This is a genomic window from Curtobacterium sp. UNCCL20 (assembly GCF_900101675.1).
Taxonomy (GTDB): Bacteria; Actinomycetota; Actinomycetes; order Actinomycetales; family Microbacteriaceae; genus Curtobacterium.
In genome coordinates this window covers 172,004-188,013 of sequence record NZ_FNKG01000003.1, presented here as the reverse complement: position 1 = coordinate 188,013, position 16,010 = coordinate 172,004, and the positions used below count along the sequence as shown (strand labels likewise).

Below are 16,010 nucleotides of genomic sequence, written 5' to 3'. Positions count from 1 at the left end.
CTCGATGCGCGGTTCCGGGCGGTTGTGGTTGAGCGATCGATCGCGGTGCAGTCGCTCGTCGTCACCGGAGCGCTCGTGTTCGGCATCGTCGTGATCGCCGGGGACCACGTCATCGCCGGCTGGGCGATCGTCGCGGTCGCACTGGCGGGGGCGGCACACGCGGGTGTCCTCGTCCGGGTCCTGCGGCGCCCACGCACCTGACCCGCACTTCTCGGTGATCGAGGGCCCCCGGGAGCACTTCCTTGTGATACTTGACCATGCTCGAGTTGGTGAGACCTCAGGTGGGGTTGCACGAGGCATGGTCGGACGCCCACGCGGAGTGGGGTCCGGGGCTGCACGAGGACGGCTTCGGGATCACACCGTACGACGACGTTGAGACTGACGACGGGTTCCGGACGTGGGCCGGCCGGTTGATCGCTCGCCGTGGCGCGTACTGGTGGATCGTCCAGGACGGACGCGTGCTCGGCGGCATCGCGCTCCGCTCACCCGGTGACGAGGGCGTGCAGCAGCTCGGCCACGTCGGCTACGGCATCCGCCCGTCAGCCCGCGGCCGCGGCGTTGCGACCTGGGCCCTCGGTCAGGTGCTCTCGCACGCGTCACGCATCGGCATCGACCCGGTGGTCATCGTCTGCCGCGAGGACAACGCCGGCACGATCGCGATGATGGAGCACTACTCCGCGACCCTCGTGTCGACTGAGCGCCGCGGGTCCGTGCGGGTGCGGCGCTACGCGGTCTCACGGTCGCACAAGCGCCCCGGGTAGCGGCCGTCCGCGGGACCCACGAACGGGAGGCTGCAGCTGCGTCCCGCTTCCGTGAGACTTGCACTGTCATGCTCCCTTCGTCCTCGCTCCTCCGCACGCAGCTCCGCGGCACGGGTCGCCGCGCCCCCCTCGCACTCGCCCTCGCCCTCGTCGCTGTGGTCGCGATGACGGGATGCTCCGAACAGCCGCAGCCCCGCACCGTGGCCGACGGGGACGCGTCCTCCCACTGGATGGAGAAGGTCCAGGACCGGTGGGCAGGACAGCCCGGCGAACTCGGCAGCGGTGCTGGGACGAGCGACGGGTCGAGTCGGCTCTCCCTCGGGGCGAGCGATGACGGGGAGCGAACACGCATCCGCGTCTCCGTGACGTGTCAGGGCCACGGAACCGTGCCGATGGCCGTCTGGAACGGCAGGATCGCCGACGGGAAGCCGACGGGCAAGCGCCTGGTGACGCGCGTCGTCCGCTGCGGACACGACGAGGACCTGTACGTCGTGACCTCGAGCGGGTGGATCACGATCGGCCCGACCGCAGGTGACTCGAGCGTCGGCTGGTACGCCGCTGCCTACAGCGGCGGGGCCGCGGGGACGTCCTGAGTCGATCCTCGTGAGGAGCGGTAGCGGCCGTCACCCCGCCACGTCGGCCCGCTCGGCACCCCACCGCCCGAGCGCGTCGATCGCCGCGCGCAGGGCAAGCCCACGCTCGGTGAGCGCGTACGCACGGGTGTTGTGCCGGAGGGGCAGCCGGACCAGGACCCCGGCCGCTTCGAGCTCCCGCAGCCGGGTCGCGAGCATGTTCGTCGGCACCCCGAGCTCACGCTGGAGGTCCCCGTAGCGCTGCGGGCCCTCGAGCAGTCGTTCCACGATCAGCAGCGCCCACCGTGGGCCGACGACGTCGAGGGCGGCGGCGAGGTCGCTCACGCCGTCGGATCGGTGTCCGGCTTCATCCAGAACGGCGAGTAGTGGTAGCCGTCCAGGTCGTCGAACTGACGCTGGTACATGAACGGGTAGTCGTCGGTGTCGCCGACGCGACCGCCGGCGGCAGCGGCACGCTCGACGAGCGCGTCCACCGCTTCGCGGCTGTCGAGGTCGAACGAGACGGTGACCTTGGACGGGGTGTCGGGTCCGCCGATCAGTTCCTCGACGCCGCCGACGCTGGCGTACATCTCACGGGTGCCGAGCATGACGTACTGCTCGGGGGCGATGGCGAAGCACGACACGTTGTGGTCGGACATCGCCTCGTTGAGGGTCCACCCGAGGGCGGTGTAGAAGGCTGTCGCGCGGTCGACGCTGTCGACCGGGCAGGTGATGAAGAGGCTCATGGGCGCAACACTTGCAAAATACAAGTGCGCCGTCAAGGCGCGGTCCGACGCCGCCCGCGCAGTGGACGCGACGACACGGCGGCCTGGAGGCGCGTGGCGGCGCCGCCACGGGCCTCCAGGCCGTCACGTGGTCACCACGAGCGCGCGACGCGCCCGCCGGATCCGTCGCCTCAGCGCGTCTCGGCCGGTTCGGCGACCGCCGCGGCGGCCGTGATGGCCGCCAGCGCGACCTCCGGGTGGGAGACCATCGACACATGCGAAGCGGCGACCTCGGTGATCGTCGCGCCGGCACGCTCGGCCATCGACCGGAGCACCGCCGGCGGGATGACGAGGTCCTCCGTGCCGATGACGGCCCACACCGGACGATCGGCCCACGACGGCGGACCGGACGGCGCGGTGTTCGCACTCAGGGTGATCGGTCGCTGTCGTGCCGCGACGAGCGCGCGGTCCCGTTCCGGGAGGTCCTGCGCGAAGGCGGTGTGCACCGTCTCCGGCTTGAGGTACGCCTCGAGGTCCCCCTCCGGCGAGCCGGGGTAGGCGATCAGGTCGAGGACGGTGGACGGGTCGGGCACGTCGAGCGCCGAACCGGATCCACTGAGGAGCTGGAAGACGAACTCGCCCTCGGCGGGGATGAACCCGTCGACGTAGACGAGCGCTCGCACGTCGCTCGAGAACGCCGCGTTCGTGATCACGAAGCCGCCGTAGGAGTGCCCCACGACGACCACCGGGCCGGTGGTGCGCTGCTCGACGAACGACGAGATCGCGGCGGCGTCGCTCGCGACTCCCCGCAAGGGGTTGGGCGGGACCAGGACGGTGTAGCCCTCCTCCTGCAGTGGAGCCGTGACGAGGTCCCAGCTGGAACCGTCGGCCCACGCTCCGTGGACCAGGACGATGGTCGGTTTCGACATGCGCGTTTCCTCACGTACCGCCCCGCGGGGCGTGCCGCCGCTCGGCGGCGTGACGTGCCCCGTCGGGTGAGGGGACACGGGAGTGACCGCCGGCGCGACGGGTGCGGCGACCGCGCGGTCCTGAGGGTGCATCGAACGATCGGAGGCTACGCCCGCGAGCGGCCGAGCGCGAGGGGCTGGGCACGACCAATCTCGTCCCGGGTCGTTGCGTCGCGGCTCACGAGGGTGGATCCTTGCCCGATCCAGCTCACGAACGGGAGGCGACGTGCAGCTCTTGCTGACATCCGGGGGTGTGACGAACCCGAGCATCCACGCGGCGCTCGTCGACATGCTCGGCAAACCCGTCGAGGAGAGCCACGCGCTCGTCATCCCGACCGCGCAGTGGGGTCACCCGATGTGCGGTCCGGCGTCGGTGCGGGACCTCATCGCCGGGGGTGAGGACTCGCGGCACTTCACCGGACTCGGCTGGGCGTCGCTCGGGGTCCTGGAACTCACCGCGCTCCCCACGATCGGCGCCGAGCGGTGGGTCCCCTGGGTCCGCGACGCCGACGTCCTGCTGGTCGACGGCGGCGACGCGACCTACCTGCACCACTGGATGCGGGCGTCCGGGCTCGCCGACCTGCTGCCCTCGCTGCCCGACACGGTCTGGGTCGGGGTGAGCGCCGGGAGCATGGTGATGACGCCCCGGATCGGGACGGCGTTCATCGAGTGGCCGTCCGCGCCGGACGACCGCACGCTCGGCGTGGTCGACTTCTCGCTCTTCCCGCACCTCGACGCGTTCCCGCAGAACACGCTCGAGCACGCCGAGCGGTGGGCCGCCGACCTCGGGACGCCGGCGTACGCCATCGATGAGCAGACGGCGATCGCCGTCGTGGACGGCGCGGTCTCGGTCGTGTCCGAGGGCCGGTGGGTGCAGTTCGGAGGGTGAGGACCAGCTCGGTGCCGACGACGCCAGGGGCGTCAGCGGTGTCCGCGGCGTCGGCGGCGTCAGCGGCGTGCTGGCTCAGGCGTCGCGGTAGCGCTTCGCCTCGGCGAGTCGCGCGGCGAGCTCCTCACGTCCGACGGGCCGTCCCTCGCCGGAGTCGTCGGCGCGGAAGTACGGGCGCGTGTACGCCGGGGTGTCGCGCTGGAACCGCCAGCCCTCGGCGAGGGGGCCGGCGTCGAGGGCGTCGTACCCGATGGCGTCCAGGAACTCGACCACCTGCTGCTTCGCGTCGGCGTCGTCACCGGCGATCGCGAGGGTGGAGCGGTCCGCCGAGCCAGTCGGGCGGCCGAGGCTGGCGAGGTGCGGGAAGTAGATGTTGTTGAACGCCTTCACCACGCGCGACTCGGGCAGGTGCGCCTGGAGGAGCTCGGCGGTCGTGGTCGTCTCCTCGTCGAGCTCCGTGATGTGCCCGTCGCGCTCCGGGTAGTAGTTGTTGGTGTCGATGACGGTCTTGCCGGCGAGTTCGTCGACGGGCACGGACTCGTAGGCGTTCAGCGGCACCGAGACGATGACGATGTCGGCAGCAGCGGCCGCTTCCGCGGGGGTGGCTGCGCGGGCCTTGTCGCCGAGCTCTGCGACGAGGTCGGCCAGGGTCTCGGGTCCCCGACGGTTGCTCAGCACGACGTCGTAGCCCGCTGCGACGGCCAGTCGGGCGACGCCGCCGCCGATGTTCCCGCTGCCGATGGTCCCGATGGTGGTCATGCGCTGTCTCCTCGCGTCGGTCGCCCGTAGGATGTTCATCCCAGGGTGTACATGAACACTATCCGATGTACACCGGATTGCGTACATGTGCGCGGATGCAGGAGGAGACCATGGCGAGCCGCCTCTCGACCCCCCTGTCGGTGCCGACCGAGGACGAGTTCGACCTGTTCACCGCGATGGCCGCACTGACCGATCCGGTCCGACGAGCGATCGTCCACGAGATCGCGCAGAACCCCGGCGGCGCCTGCAGCTCCTCCGACTTCGGCGTCTCGAAGTCCGCGCTCACCCGGCACTGGCGCGTGCTCCGCGAAGCCGGGATCATCCGGCAGGAGGTCGACGGCACCCGCCACCGGAACTGGCTCCGTGACGAGGAGCTCGACCGTCGGTTCCCCGGGCTGCTGACACTCGTGCTCGAGGAACACGCAGCGCAGCTGGCTTCGGATTTCGCCGACCCGCCGCCGTCCGGTCTGGGCTGAGCACGGGCGCAGCGCGACCGTTCGCCGCGACTACGACCTGATCGACGGCAGGAGGGACCGCTCGCCGTCGACCACAGCGCGGACGGCCGCGAGCGTCTCCGCCGGCGCCTGCGTCGTGGTGTCGATCACGTGCCCCTCCAGGGCACCGAGGTCCGCGAACTGCGCCCACAGCGACTCGATGGGCCCCTCGTCCACGAGCGCTCCCGGCTCAGCCCTCCCCTGGGCCCGCCGGATCGTCTCGGCGAGCGACGGTCGGAGGACGACGTAGTGGAGCTGCACCAGATCGCCGTCGGCCCCCGGGCGCCGGTCGAGGAAGTGGTGCAGCATCCACGGCCCGACGACGCCGTCGACGACCACCACGAAGCCCCCTGCGGCGTACGCGGCGGCCGCGTCGCTGATGACCCGCATCACCGTCTGGTTCTGCTCGTCGGACTCGGGCAGGAACGGTTCGATCGCGCCGGACACGATGCAGTGCCAGAAGTCGTCCGTGTGCAGGTGGACCGACCGTGGGAACGATGCCGCGAGTGCGCGGGCCGTCGTCGACTTCCCAGCCCCCGGAGGACCGGCGACGATGACGACCGGGGCAGCGCTCATGCTCCGGAGGCTACTCACCGGCGGCGCGTCCGTCCCCGGCGCGGGTCGCGGTCGCGACCGCAGCGGGCCTGGAGGCGCGGTGCCAGCTGGCACCGCGCCTCCAGGCCGTCAGACGGGGACGTCGGCCAGTCGCCCGTGGCGACCACCGCGCTGCCGGGCGTCGTGGTCGGTACCCTGGTCCGATGCTCTCTCGACGCGACGCTGCCATCCGGCTGGACATCCCCCTCGAGATGGCGGCGCACCACGGGATCCCCGCACGCCTGAGCGAGGCCGAGCTCGAGGCGATCGAGCAGGACCCGCCCGCCTGGCTCGTGCAGTCGCGCGCGAACCGCACCGGCACGAAGAAGACGTGGGTGCGCCTCGAGTGCGTGGTGTGCGGCTACAACGAGGACGCGCGACCGAAGAAGTGGTGGCCCGACTGGGACTACCTCATGTGCGACTACCACGCGCCCTACCAGGCGCCGGAACCGACCGCGGGGTTCACGCGGAGCGAGGTCGACGGCATCGGGAGCCGCTTCGTGGCGCTCGTCGACGACCGGGCTGCGGGGTAGTCCCTCGGCGCTCGCGGTGCGGCGTACCTCGTTGCACGCGGTGCGGCGTGCACCTCGTTGCACGCGGTGCGGCGTGCACCTCGGTGCACGCGGTGCGGCGCGTTCCCGAACAGCTCGCGCACCGAAACGTCGGTTAACCGCATCGCCCGCGTCACAGCCCGTCCTGGTGGCTACGCTCGCGGTGACGACCGCTGAGCAGGAGGCATCCGTGGGGGCAGACATCCGGTTCACCGTTGCACGGGACCCACGGGAGTGGGCCGCGCTCGTGGCCGGCAGCGACGGCGCCACCGGATTCCACGACCTCAGCTGGCTGCGGATGCAGTCCGACCTGTACGGCTGGAGCTGCACGCCGCTGATCGTGTGGCACGGGACGGAACCGGTGGGCGTGTTCCCGGTCCTGCTCCAGCGCGGTCTGCTGCGACGACCCGCCTCGCTGCCGTTCCCGTTCGTCGGTCCGCTCGTGCCCGACGCGCTCCTCGTCCGGACGCTGCGGGCCTTCCGGTGGTGGCAGGTCCGACACGGTGTGCCCATCAGCCGGTTCGACCTCGGCCCCGGTGTCGGTCCCGTCGCTGCCGGGCTGACGCACGCGGGGATCGAGTCGAGTCCGGAGCGGACCTACATCGTCGACCTGCGCGGCGCCACTCCCGAGTCCCTGGTGGCCGGGACGAAGCGAGGGGCCCGTCAGGCGCTCCGCGCGGCCGACCGCAACGCGGTGGAGATCCGACGGGCGATCCCGGGCGAGGTCGCCACGCTCCTCCCGCAGGTGCTCAGTGAGTCGTACTCGAGCCGAGGCGTCCCGTCGCCGTACCCGGACGAGATCGGCGAACGCATCGAGCGGTGGGCCGCCGGTCGCGACGACGTGTACGCGGCCACGGCACTCGTCGCCGGAGTACCCGCGGGCGTGATCGTGGCCCTGGCCGGGCAACCCGTCGTCACCGGATGGGCAGGCGGGACACTCCGTGCCCATCGCCACGCGAACCCCAGCACGGTCCTCTACCACCACCTCCTCCGGTGGTCGCTGGACCGAGGGCACACCGCGGTCGACCTGGTCGGGCACGTCGACGAGGGCATCGCCCGGTTCAAGATGTCCCTCGGCGCGACCGAGACGCCCTACACCAACGTCGTCTCGTCGCCGCTCCCCCGTGGCGCGCGAGCCGCTGCACTGTCCGTGCTGAACGCGTCGACCCGACTCCTGCCGTCGCGTGGGTCGGCACCGCGCACTGCGCCGGGTCGAGCGCTCTGAGGCGTCCAGTCAGGCAGACGCGAGCCGGGCGTCGCTGAGCGCGTGACCCTGACCGTGACCGGCGCGGCTCGACACCGCCCGACCCGTGTCGTGCGCGTTGCCCGCGGCCCGTGTCCTGGGTGTCGCCCACGGCCCGTATCCTGCGAGTTGCCCACGGAAGGAACTGCAATGAGCATGGAAGGCGCGGCCTGGAGCTCGCTCTACAAGATCTCGACCGCCCGGGACGGCAAGCACGGGTTCTCCCGTGAGTCCGTCCGGCGGATCATGACGTTCGCCGTGCCATACCGGGCCAAGCTCGTGGTGTTCATCGCGCTCTCCGTCGTGGGGGCGGTCCTCGCGGTCGCGACGCCGGTGCTCGCCGGTCAGGTGGTCGACGTCATCGCTGCCCGGGGCGCGGTCGGCACGATCGTGTGGCTCGCCGTCGTCATCGCCATCGTGGCCGTGGCCGACGCCGCCGCGTCGCTGGTGACCCGCTGGTACTCGGCTCGGATCGGCGAGGGCGTCATCCTCGACCTGCGGACCGCCGTGTTCAACCACGTGCAGAAGATGCCGATCGCCTTCTTCACGCGCACGCGCACCGGTGCCCTCGTCAGCCGCCTCAACAACGACGTGATCGGCGCGCAGCAGGCCTTCAGCGGCACCCTGTCCGGCGTCGTCACGAACCTGGTCGCGCTCATCCTCACCCTGGTCGTCATGCTGAGCACCTCCTGGCTCGTGACGGTCCTCGCGGTGGTGATGCTCCCGGTCTTCCTGATCCCGGCACGCCGCATGGGCACCCGCCTGGCCGCACTGCGCCGCGAGGCCGCCGACCACAACGCCGCGATGAGCACGCAGATGACGGAGCGCTTCTCCGCGCCCGGCGCCACCCTGGTCAAGCTGTTCGGCCGTCCCGACGAAGAGGCCGAGGAGTTCCGGGTCCGCGCCGCCCGTGTCCGCGACATCGGGGTGCGGAGTGCCCTGCTGCAGTTCGTCTTCGTCACCGCCCTCACCCTGGTCTCCGCCCTCGCCCTCGCGCTCGTCTACGGGGTCGGCGGGGCGCTCGCACTCGGCGGACAGCTGAACACCGGCGACGTCGTCACCCTCGCGCTCCTCCTCACCCGCCTGTACGCGCCGCTGACCAGCCTCGCGAACGCGCGGGTCGAGATCATGAGCGCGGTGGTGAGCTTCGAGCGCGTCTTCGAGGTGCTGGACCTCGAACCGCTCATCCAGGAGAAGCCCGACGCCGTCGCGGTCCCCGACGGCCCCGTGGCAGTCGAGTTCGACGACGTCCACTTCGCCTACCCGTCCGCGGACAAGGTGTCCCTCGCCTCCCTCGAGGAGGTCTCCACGCTGGACACCCGCGGCGGCGAAGAGGTGCTGCACGGTGTCTCCTTCCGGATCGAGCCGGGGCAGACAGTGGCGCTCGTCGGGACCTCCGGCGCGGGCAAGTCCACGATCGCCCAGCTCCTCTCGCGCCTCTACGACGTCGACGGTGGTGCCGTCCGACTCGCGGGCTCGGACGTCCGCGACGTCACGTTCGACTCCCTGCGGCACACGATGGGCATGGTGACGCAGGACGGCCACCTGTTCCACGAGACCATCCGGTCCAACCTGCGCCTCGCCCGGCCCGGAGCGACCGACGACGAGGTGTGGGACGCCGTTCGCCGAGCGCGGCTCGAGACGCTCGTCCGGTCCCTGCCGGACCAGCTGGACACCATGGTCGGCGAGCGGGGCTACCGCTTGTCCGGCGGTGAGCGTCAGCGGATGACGATCGCGAGACTCCTGCTCGCACAGCCCCGGGTCGTCATCCTCGACGAGGCGACGGCGGCGCTCGACTCGACGTCCGAAGCAGCCGTGCAAGCCGCACTGAGCGAGGCACTCGAGGGCCGGACAGCGATGGTGATCGCGCACCGCCTCTCGACCATCCGCAGCGCGGACATGATCCTCGTCGTCGAGGACGGTTCGATCGTCGAGCGCGGCACGCACGACGAACTGTTGGCCGCGGGCGGGCGGTACGAGGAGCTGCACCGGACCCAGTTCGCGGTGCAGCGGGCCGTGGCTGCGGACGACGACGCGCCGCGGGGAACCTAGTCGTCCGGACAGCGACAGCCACCACCCCTGCGTTACCGTGGCCCCGTGACGACGATCGACCTCAACAGCGACCTCGGCGAGGGCTTCGGCGCCTGGAGCTCGGGTGACGACCGGGCGATGCTCGACGTCGTCTCGTCCGCGAACATCGCCTGCGGAGCCCACGCCGGCGACCCGGTGATCATGCTCGACACGTGCCGCGCCGCTGCCGAACGCGGCGTCGCGGTGGGTGCCCACGTCGCCTACCGCGACCTCGCCGGCTTCGGCCGCCGACCGGTGCACGTCTCCCCGGACGAGCTGTACGCCGACGTCGTCCACCAGCTCGGCGCCCTGATCGCCGCCGCTCGGGTGGCGGGCACGACGGTCTCCTACGTGAAGCCGCACGGTGCCCTCTACAACACGGCCTGCGTGGACCCCGTCCTGGCCGAGGCGGTGACGCGCGCCGCGGCAGACGTCGACCAGACGCTCGCGGTGCTCGCCCTCCCCGGTTCGGAGCTCCTGCTCCGAGCGGAGCGCCACGGCCTCCGAGCGGTCGCCGAGTCGTTCGCCGACCGCGCCTACGAGCCCGACGGGTCCCTGGTGTCGCGGAGCACGCCGGGCTCCGTCCTGCACGACCCCGCCGACGTCGCCGCACGCGTGCTCCGGATGGTGACGGACGGCGTCGTCACCGCGGTCGACGGCACCGAGATCGCCGTCCGTGCCGACTCCGTCTGCGTGCACGGCGACTCCCCCGACGCTGTCGCGATGGCGCAGGCGATCCGGGCCTCGCTCACCGAGCACGGGGTGACGATCTCCCCGTTCGTCGGATGACCGTCGACGTCCGTGCTGCGGGCAGCGCGGCACTCTTGGTGACGTTCGGCACACTCGACGAGGTGGTCGGCTTCCGCGCCGCCCTCACCGCCCTGACGCTCCCCGGGCTGACGGAGGTCGTCTCCGGCGCGCGCACGCTCCTACTCCGCTTCGACCCCGCACGCACCGACGCCGGACGGCTCCGCGCCGACCTCCTCCGGGTGCACCTGCACGACAGCGACGACGGCACCGCCGACAACGACGCCAGCAACGACAGCAACGACAGCAAGGACGGCAACGACAGCGCAGCGTCGAACGCCGGCACCCCGCTCGTCATCCCGGTCACGTACGACGGTGAGGACCTCGACGACGTCGCCCGCACCACGGGCCGCACCCGCGACGAACTCGTCGCGTGGCACACCGGCCAGGTCTGGACGAGCGCGTTCTGCGGCTTCGCCCCGGGGTTCAGCTACCTGACCGGCACCGAGCCGTCGCTCGACGTCCCCCGCCGCACCACCGCACGCACGGTCGTCCCGAGCGGCGCCGTCGCACTCGCGGGCGAGTTCAGCGCCGTCTACCCCCGGAGCTCCCCCGGTGGCTGGCAGCTCATCGGCCGGACCGACGTCGCGATGTGGTCGCTGGACCACGACCCACCGGCGCTCGCCCCCGCAGGCATCCGGATCCGGTTCGTCGAAGCGGGTCCGGCATGAGCACGGTCACCGTCATGCAGGTCGGCCCGGGCTCGTCGATCCAAGACCTGGGTCGCCCCGGTTTCAGTGACATGGGTTTGGGTGCGGCCGGCGCAGCCGACCGAGGGGCTGCCGCGCTCGCCAACCGCATGGTCGGGAACCGCCCGGAAGCCGCGGTCCTGGAGGCACTGCTCGCCTCCGTCACACTCCGCGCCGACGCACACGTGGTCGCCGCCGTGACCGGTGCGCCCTGCCCGGCGGATATCGTGCGGCCCGACGGTCGGGTCCGCGGTGCCGCCCCGTACGCGGTGCTGACGCTCGCGCCCGGCGACGAGCTCCGGCTCGGCATGCCCGACACCGGCCTGCGATCGTACGTCGCGGTCCGCGGAGGCTTCGCGGTCGAGTCGGTGCTCGGGAGTCGTTCGTGGGACTCCCTCGCCCGGTTGGGCCCCGCTCCCCTGGCCGCCGGCGACGTGGTCCCCGTCGGGACCGACGCCGACGGGTGGCCCGTGGTCGACGCGGTGCCTCCGCCCCCGCTGCCCGACCCCGGTGTACCGGTCGTCCTCGACGTGGTCGCCGGTCCGCGCGACGACTGGTTCACCCCGGAGTGGCGCGCGGCCCTGACCGACCAGGTCCACCGCGTCACGCCGGACAGCGATCGCGTCGGTGTCCGGACCACTGCTGACCGTCCCCTCGTCCGGGTGATCACCGAGGAGCTCCCGAGCGAGGGCGTCGAGACCGGTTCGCTGCAGGTCCCGCCCGAGGGACACCCGGTGCTGTTCCTGGCCGACCACCCGGTGACCGGCGGCTACCCGGTCGTCGCGGTCCTCACCCCGACCGCCGTCGACCGTGCCGCCCAGCTCCGACCGGGCGACGCGATCCGGTACCGGCTCACCGCCTGACCTCACCCCGCGTACCGTCGGTCCGCTGCCGGGTCGTACCGCTGGGATCCCCAGGAGTCGCTGTCCGCACCGGCTGGCACCGGGTGCTCCCCTTGCCAGGCGGCGTCCACCTCGTCGAACTCCGACGCGGTGCACCAGTCGAGTGCGTACACGTCCGACGCTCCGAACGCCACGAACAGCGACGACGTCGGCGTCCTGCCGAGTGATGCACCGCGAGCCGTCATGCAGCCCTGGAACCGGTCGAACGCGGCCAGGTACTCGCTCCGCGTGACGATGCCGTCCTCGGTCGCCTCCTGTTGCGCGGCGCTCGCCGGCGGCAGGGGCGGCGACTGCACCCAGCCGGTGGTGAGCGTCCAGCCGACGCCGCCGGCCGCGCGGAGCGAGAGCGTCCGGCCCGACGCTTCCGACGCGGGGACCCGTCCGGTGACGGGTCGGTCGCCCGGGCACGAAGCGGGCTGTGCCCGGGTACCGGTCCAGGTCGCCGAGAGCCGGCCGTCCCCAGAGCGGCACGCAACCGACCACACGAACTCGTCCGCGCCCTTCGGCGCCGGACCGACCGTCACGGTGTGGGCGCCGGAGCCCACCGTCCCGACCGGGGTCCCGACGACGCGCGCGTACGACGACACCGTCCCCCCGATGACGATGGCTGCGCGACTCTGCGCTTCGAGCGCCGCCGGGTCAGGGCTGGCGGCCGCGGTGATCGCGCCGCCCGCCGCCGCACCCGCGATGACGCAGACCGCGGCGCCGACCGTCGTGCCGACCCGCCACCGCCGCTGTGGACGAGGCGTCTCCGTGACGGCGGTGACCAGCAGCGCCCGGACCGCAGCTTCCCGTGGACTCTCGTGCTGCTCGGACCCCTCAGTGCGGTTGCTCATGGTCGTGCTCCGTCCCAGTCGACACTGTTCGTGGTGGTGGTGCGGTCGCCGAGGCGCGCAGCGAGTCGGGCCCGCGCTCGCGACAGTCGGGACTTCACCGTCCCCGGCGGGATCCCGAGCGCGGTGGCGATCTCGCGCTCGCTGTACCCCTCGAGGACGGACAGCGTGATGATCTGCTGGTCGTTCCGTCCGAGCTGCCGGAGTGCCCGCACGGCGTCGCCTTCCTCGTCCGTGGCGGCGTGGTCGGGCACGGGTTCCGGTGGTGGCAGCCGGTCGAGCGCCGCCCGGTACCGGTGCGCCGCGCGGGTCAGGTTGCGGGCGACGTTCGTCGCGGTGACGAGCAGCCAGGGCAGCATGGATCCGTCGACGAGTCGCACCGTCGCCCGGTTGCGCCAGGCTTCGAGGAAGACGATCGCGACCGTGTCCGCTGCGTCGGCGTCCGCCGGCACGAGGCGCATGCAGTGCCGGAGCACGCGGTGCCGGTGCCGGTCGAACACGCGCCCGAACGCCTCGCCGTCGCCGACGAGCGCCTTCGCCCAGTCCCCGCTGTCCGGTTCGTCCCTCATGCCCTGGAGTGTCCGCGACGACCGGATCGGTTCCATCGCGTCGGGTTCAGTCGAACATCTCGGCGAGCGCCTCGTACGGATCGCCCTCGACGACGTGCGCCGACCGTCCTCCCGGCCAGTGCACGACGCCGTCGTCCGGCCAGCACGGCACCACGTGGACGTGCAGGTGCGGGACGCTCTGCCCGGCATCCGTCCCCGATGCCTGCAGGAGCACGGTCCCCGTCGCGCCGAGCGCGCCGCGCATCCCCCGGGCGACCCGCTGGGCGAGCGCGAACGTCGCGGCCAGCGCGACCGGCCCCGCCCGCAGCAGGTCCACGGTGTGTTCCACCGGCGCGACGAGGGTGTGCCCCGGTGCGAGGACCGAATCGGCGAGCGGTGCGAACGCGACCGCGTGCTCCTCGCGCTCGACCCAGCGCACCGGCGCGTCCCCGGCGATCATCCGGCAGAAGGTGCAGTCCTCCATCCGGTCAGTCTGGCGCGGCACCACGGCACGACCCGCGCGGGACGCGCCGGGTCCGGAACAGTCGGCGCGGTGCCACTGTTGTCCGTGAGACCGACGACGAAAGGTGCACCATGTCGATGACCGTCCTGCTCGAGGTCCAGCTCCGCGACGACCTGCCGACCGAGACCATCGAGGCCGCGATCCGCGAGACCCTCGCCCAGACCGCTGCCTTCGCGGGCAGCGAGTCGCTCGAGGTACTCGTGGACGACGCCGATCCGACCCGGGTGGTCGTCCTCGAGCGGTGGACGACGTCGGACGACCACGACGCGTACGTCGCCTGGCGGGGCACCCCCGAGGGCGCCGCGAACGCACTGGCTGCGATCGTCGCCGCCCCGCCCGTCACCCGGACCTTCGACCGGACGATCGCCCTGCCCTGAGGTGCCCCCACGGCGTGGGACGATTGCGGGATGACCGCCACGCTCGTCGCCAAGGGCCTCGCCGGCGGGTACGCCGCTCGCACGCTGTTCGACTCGCTCGACCTGACCGTCGCTCCGGGGGACGTGATCGGTGTCGTCGGGGCGAACGGCGCCGGCAAGTCCACGCTCCTCCGGCTCCTCGCAGGGGTCGACGAACCGCTCGCCGGCACGGTGTCGCTCGCGCCGGCGGACGCGTTCGTGGGGTGGCTCCCGCAGGAGCACGAGCGGGTCGACGGCGAGACCGTCGGCGCCTACATCGCGCGTCGGACGGGCTGCGCCGAGGCGACGGCCACGATGGACGCGGCAGCGGCGGCGCTCGGGGAGCCGGACGCCGGCGACGCGGTCGCGGACCACTACTCCGCTGCGCTCGACCGCTGGCTCGCGTCCGGTGCGGCCGACCTCGACGAGCGGATCCCGGTGGTCCTCGCGGACCTGGGGCTCGTCGTGTCGTCGGGCGACGACGGGGTCGGCCCGGACTCCCTCATGACGGCACTGTCCGGTGGGCAGGCCGCACGGGTCGGGCTCGCGGCGCTGCTGCTCTCCCGCTTCGACATCGTCCTGCTCGACGAGCCCACGAACGACCTCGACCTCGACGGGCTCGACCGCCTCGAGGGATTCGTCCGGGGGCTCCGCGGCGGGGTCGTCCTGGTCAGTCACGACCGCGAGTTCCTGGCGCGTTCGGTGACCGCCGTCCTCGAACTCGACCTGGCGCAGTCGTCCAACCGGCTCTTCGGCGGCGGGTACGACTCCTTCCTCGAGGAGCGCGAGATCGCCCGGCAGCACAAGCGCGACGCGTACGACGAGTACGCGTCGACGAAGGCCGACCTCGTGTCGCGCGCACGCACGCAGCGCGAGTGGTCGAGCCAGGGCGTCCGGAACGCCATGAAGAAGGCGCCCGACAACGACAAGATCCGCCGCAAGGCCGCGAGCGAGTCGAGCGAGAAGCAGGCACAGAAGGTCCGTCAGATGGAGTCCCGCATCGCCCGGCTCGACGAGGTGGAGGAGCCGCGCAAGGAGTGGCAGCTCGAGTTCACGATCGGCAGCGCACCGCGGTCATCGGCGGTCGTCGCCACCCTCGCCGACGCCACCTTCACACAGGGTGACTTCACGCTCGGCCCGGTCTCCCTGCAGGTCGACGGCGCGGACCGCATCGGCATCACCGGACCGAACGGTGCAGGGAAGTCGACGCTGCTCCGGGCGCTGCTCGGCAAGCAGGAACCCACGACCGGAACGGCGTCCCTCGGGTCCAGCGTCGCCGTCGGCGAGATCGACCAGGCGCGCGCCGCGTTCACCGGGGACCAGCCGCTCGCCGTCGCGTTCGAGACGATCGTGCCGGAGTACACCACGGCCGACGTCCGGACGCTCCTCGCGAAGTTCGGACTCAAGGCGGACCACGTCGGGCGCCCGGCGAACGCGCTCTCCCCCGGGGAACGCACCCGGGCCGGCCTCGCCCTGTTGCAGGCGCGCGGCGTGAACGTCCTCGTGCTCGACGAGCCGACGAACCACCTCGACCTCGCAGCGATCGAACAGCTCGAACAGGCGCTCGACTCCTACGACGGCACGCTCCTGCTCGTCACCCACGACCGCCGGATGCTCGAGACCGTCCGGCTCGACCGGCAGTGGCACGTCGAGGCGGGCCGGGTCACCGAGGCCTGAGTCGCCGCTC

General features: G+C 72.3%; 21 protein-coding genes. 13 read left to right on the top strand and 8 right to left on the bottom strand.

The annotated features are described in order from the left end of the window. Window positions 1-45 precede the first annotated feature (45 nt). From BLT36_RS18805 to BLT36_RS14045, 3 genes are all read left to right on the top strand, one after another. On the top strand, window positions 46-201 hold the full coding sequence (locus BLT36_RS18805) for a hypothetical protein (RefSeq protein ID WP_175529654.1): 156 nt from the start codon (window positions 46-48) through the stop codon (window positions 199-201). Window positions 202-269: 68 nt separating this feature from the next. Next, entirely contained in the window at window positions 270-761 is a 492-nt protein-coding gene (locus BLT36_RS14050; RefSeq protein WP_217638316.1) for a GNAT family N-acetyltransferase, read from the top strand. Window positions 762-829: 68 nt separating this feature from the next. Next, on the top strand, window positions 830-1,354 hold the full coding sequence (locus tag BLT36_RS14045; RefSeq protein ID WP_092096087.1) for a hypothetical protein: 525 nt from the start codon (window positions 830-832) through the stop codon (window positions 1,352-1,354). Window positions 1,355-1,384: 30 nt separating this feature from the next. Here BLT36_RS14045 and BLT36_RS14040 read toward each other — a convergent pair whose 3' ends face one another. The 3 genes from BLT36_RS14040 to BLT36_RS14030 all read right to left on the bottom strand — a co-directional run bounded on the left by BLT36_RS14040 (window position 1,385) and on the right by BLT36_RS14030 (window position 2,987). Then, complete coding sequence (locus BLT36_RS14040; RefSeq protein WP_092096086.1) at window positions 1,385-1,678, bottom strand: winged helix-turn-helix transcriptional regulator; 294 nt, start codon at window positions 1,676-1,678, stop codon at window positions 1,385-1,387. Next, window positions 1,675-2,079, bottom strand: coding sequence for a VOC family protein (locus BLT36_RS14035; protein WP_092096085.1), 405 nt, complete (start codon window positions 2,077-2,079; stop codon window positions 1,675-1,677). Before BLT36_RS14035 ends, BLT36_RS14040 begins: the two co-directional genes overlap by 4 nt. A 170-nt stretch (window positions 2,080-2,249) precedes the next feature. Beyond that, the gene (locus BLT36_RS14030; protein ID WP_092096083.1) at window positions 2,250-2,987 is read right to left on the bottom strand and encodes an alpha/beta fold hydrolase; all 738 of its coding nucleotides are present in this window, start codon (window positions 2,985-2,987) and stop codon (window positions 2,250-2,252) included. Between the two features lie 265 nt (window positions 2,988-3,252). Here BLT36_RS14030 and BLT36_RS14025 point away from each other — a divergent pair, with 265 nt between their 5' ends. Continuing rightward, on the top strand, window positions 3,253-3,915 hold the full coding sequence (locus tag BLT36_RS14025) for a Type 1 glutamine amidotransferase-like domain-containing protein (RefSeq protein WP_092096082.1): 663 nt from the start codon (window positions 3,253-3,255) through the stop codon (window positions 3,913-3,915). A gap of 75 nt (window positions 3,916-3,990) precedes the next feature. Here the strand turns inward: BLT36_RS14025 and BLT36_RS14020 are convergent, their stop codons facing one another. Continuing rightward, the gene (locus tag BLT36_RS14020) at window positions 3,991-4,674 is read right to left on the bottom strand and encodes an NADPH-dependent F420 reductase (RefSeq protein WP_092096080.1); all 684 of its coding nucleotides are present in this window, start codon (window positions 4,672-4,674) and stop codon (window positions 3,991-3,993) included. A 110-nt stretch (window positions 4,675-4,784) separates the two neighbouring features. Here BLT36_RS14020 and BLT36_RS14015 point away from each other — a divergent pair, with 110 nt between their 5' ends. After that, on the top strand, window positions 4,785-5,150 hold the full coding sequence (locus BLT36_RS14015) for an ArsR/SmtB family transcription factor (RefSeq protein ID WP_092096516.1): 366 nt from the start codon (window positions 4,785-4,787) through the stop codon (window positions 5,148-5,150). A 30-nt stretch (window positions 5,151-5,180) separates the two neighbouring features. Here the strand turns inward: BLT36_RS14015 and BLT36_RS14010 are convergent, their stop codons facing one another. Continuing rightward, on the bottom strand, window positions 5,181-5,744 hold the full coding sequence (locus BLT36_RS14010) for an AAA family ATPase (RefSeq protein ID WP_092096079.1): 564 nt from the start codon (window positions 5,742-5,744) through the stop codon (window positions 5,181-5,183). Between the two features lie 182 nt (window positions 5,745-5,926). Here BLT36_RS14010 and BLT36_RS14005 point away from each other — a divergent pair, with 182 nt between their 5' ends. The 6 genes from BLT36_RS14005 to BLT36_RS13980 all read left to right on the top strand — a co-directional run bounded on the left by BLT36_RS14005 (window position 5,927) and on the right by BLT36_RS13980 (window position 11,985). After that, entirely contained in the window at window positions 5,927-6,295 is a 369-nt protein-coding gene (locus BLT36_RS14005) for a hypothetical protein (protein ID WP_092096077.1), read from the top strand. Between the two features lie 208 nt (window positions 6,296-6,503). Then, on the top strand, window positions 6,504-7,538 hold the full coding sequence (locus BLT36_RS14000; protein ID WP_139166478.1) for a GNAT family N-acetyltransferase: 1,035 nt from the start codon (window positions 6,504-6,506) through the stop codon (window positions 7,536-7,538). Window positions 7,539-7,706: 168 nt separating this feature from the next. Beyond that, window positions 7,707-9,608, top strand: coding sequence for an ABC transporter ATP-binding protein (locus BLT36_RS13995; protein ID WP_092096074.1), 1,902 nt, complete (start codon window positions 7,707-7,709; stop codon window positions 9,606-9,608). Window positions 9,609-9,653: 45 nt separating this feature from the next. Further along, window positions 9,654-10,415: a LamB/YcsF family protein gene (gene pxpA / locus BLT36_RS13990; RefSeq protein WP_092096072.1), complete on the top strand. Its 762-nt coding sequence runs from the start codon at window positions 9,654-9,656 to the stop codon at window positions 10,413-10,415. Further along, the gene (locus BLT36_RS13985; protein ID WP_092096071.1) at window positions 10,412-11,104 is read left to right on the top strand and encodes a 5-oxoprolinase subunit B family protein; all 693 of its coding nucleotides are present in this window, start codon (window positions 10,412-10,414) and stop codon (window positions 11,102-11,104) included. The genes pxpA and BLT36_RS13985 overlap by 4 nt, the downstream gene beginning before the upstream one ends. Beyond that, window positions 11,101-11,985 (top strand): 5-oxoprolinase subunit C family protein, encoded by an 885-nt coding sequence (locus BLT36_RS13980; RefSeq protein WP_092096069.1) that lies wholly within the window; start codon window positions 11,101-11,103, stop codon window positions 11,983-11,985. The genes BLT36_RS13985 and BLT36_RS13980 overlap by 4 nt, the downstream gene beginning before the upstream one ends. Window positions 11,986-11,987: 2 nt before the next feature. On the opposite strand, the gene BLT36_RS13975 is transcribed toward BLT36_RS13980, so the two are convergent. The 3 genes from BLT36_RS13975 to BLT36_RS13965 are packed head-to-tail and all read right to left on the bottom strand — an operon-like array spanning window position 11,988 to window position 13,889. Continuing rightward, on the bottom strand, window positions 11,988-12,860 hold the full coding sequence (locus BLT36_RS13975) for a hypothetical protein (RefSeq protein ID WP_092096068.1): 873 nt from the start codon (window positions 12,858-12,860) through the stop codon (window positions 11,988-11,990). After that, on the bottom strand, window positions 12,857-13,426 hold the full coding sequence (locus BLT36_RS13970; protein WP_254787660.1) for an RNA polymerase sigma factor: 570 nt from the start codon (window positions 13,424-13,426) through the stop codon (window positions 12,857-12,859). The genes BLT36_RS13975 and BLT36_RS13970 overlap by 4 nt, the downstream gene beginning before the upstream one ends. Before the next feature lie 46 nt (window positions 13,427-13,472). Next, window positions 13,473-13,889, bottom strand: a complete 417-nt coding sequence (locus BLT36_RS13965; protein ID WP_092096065.1) for an HIT family protein — start codon at window positions 13,887-13,889, stop codon at window positions 13,473-13,475. Between the two features lie 110 nt (window positions 13,890-13,999). Here BLT36_RS13965 and BLT36_RS13960 point away from each other — a divergent pair, with 110 nt between their 5' ends. Next, window positions 14,000-14,305: a putative quinol monooxygenase gene (locus BLT36_RS13960; protein WP_092096063.1), complete on the top strand. Its 306-nt coding sequence runs from the start codon at window positions 14,000-14,002 to the stop codon at window positions 14,303-14,305. Window positions 14,306-14,335: 30 nt separating this feature from the next. Beyond that, window positions 14,336-16,000, top strand: coding sequence for an ABC-F family ATP-binding cassette domain-containing protein (locus BLT36_RS13955; RefSeq protein WP_092096062.1), 1,665 nt, complete (start codon window positions 14,336-14,338; stop codon window positions 15,998-16,000). The last annotated feature ends 10 nt before the right edge of the window (window positions 16,001-16,010 follow it).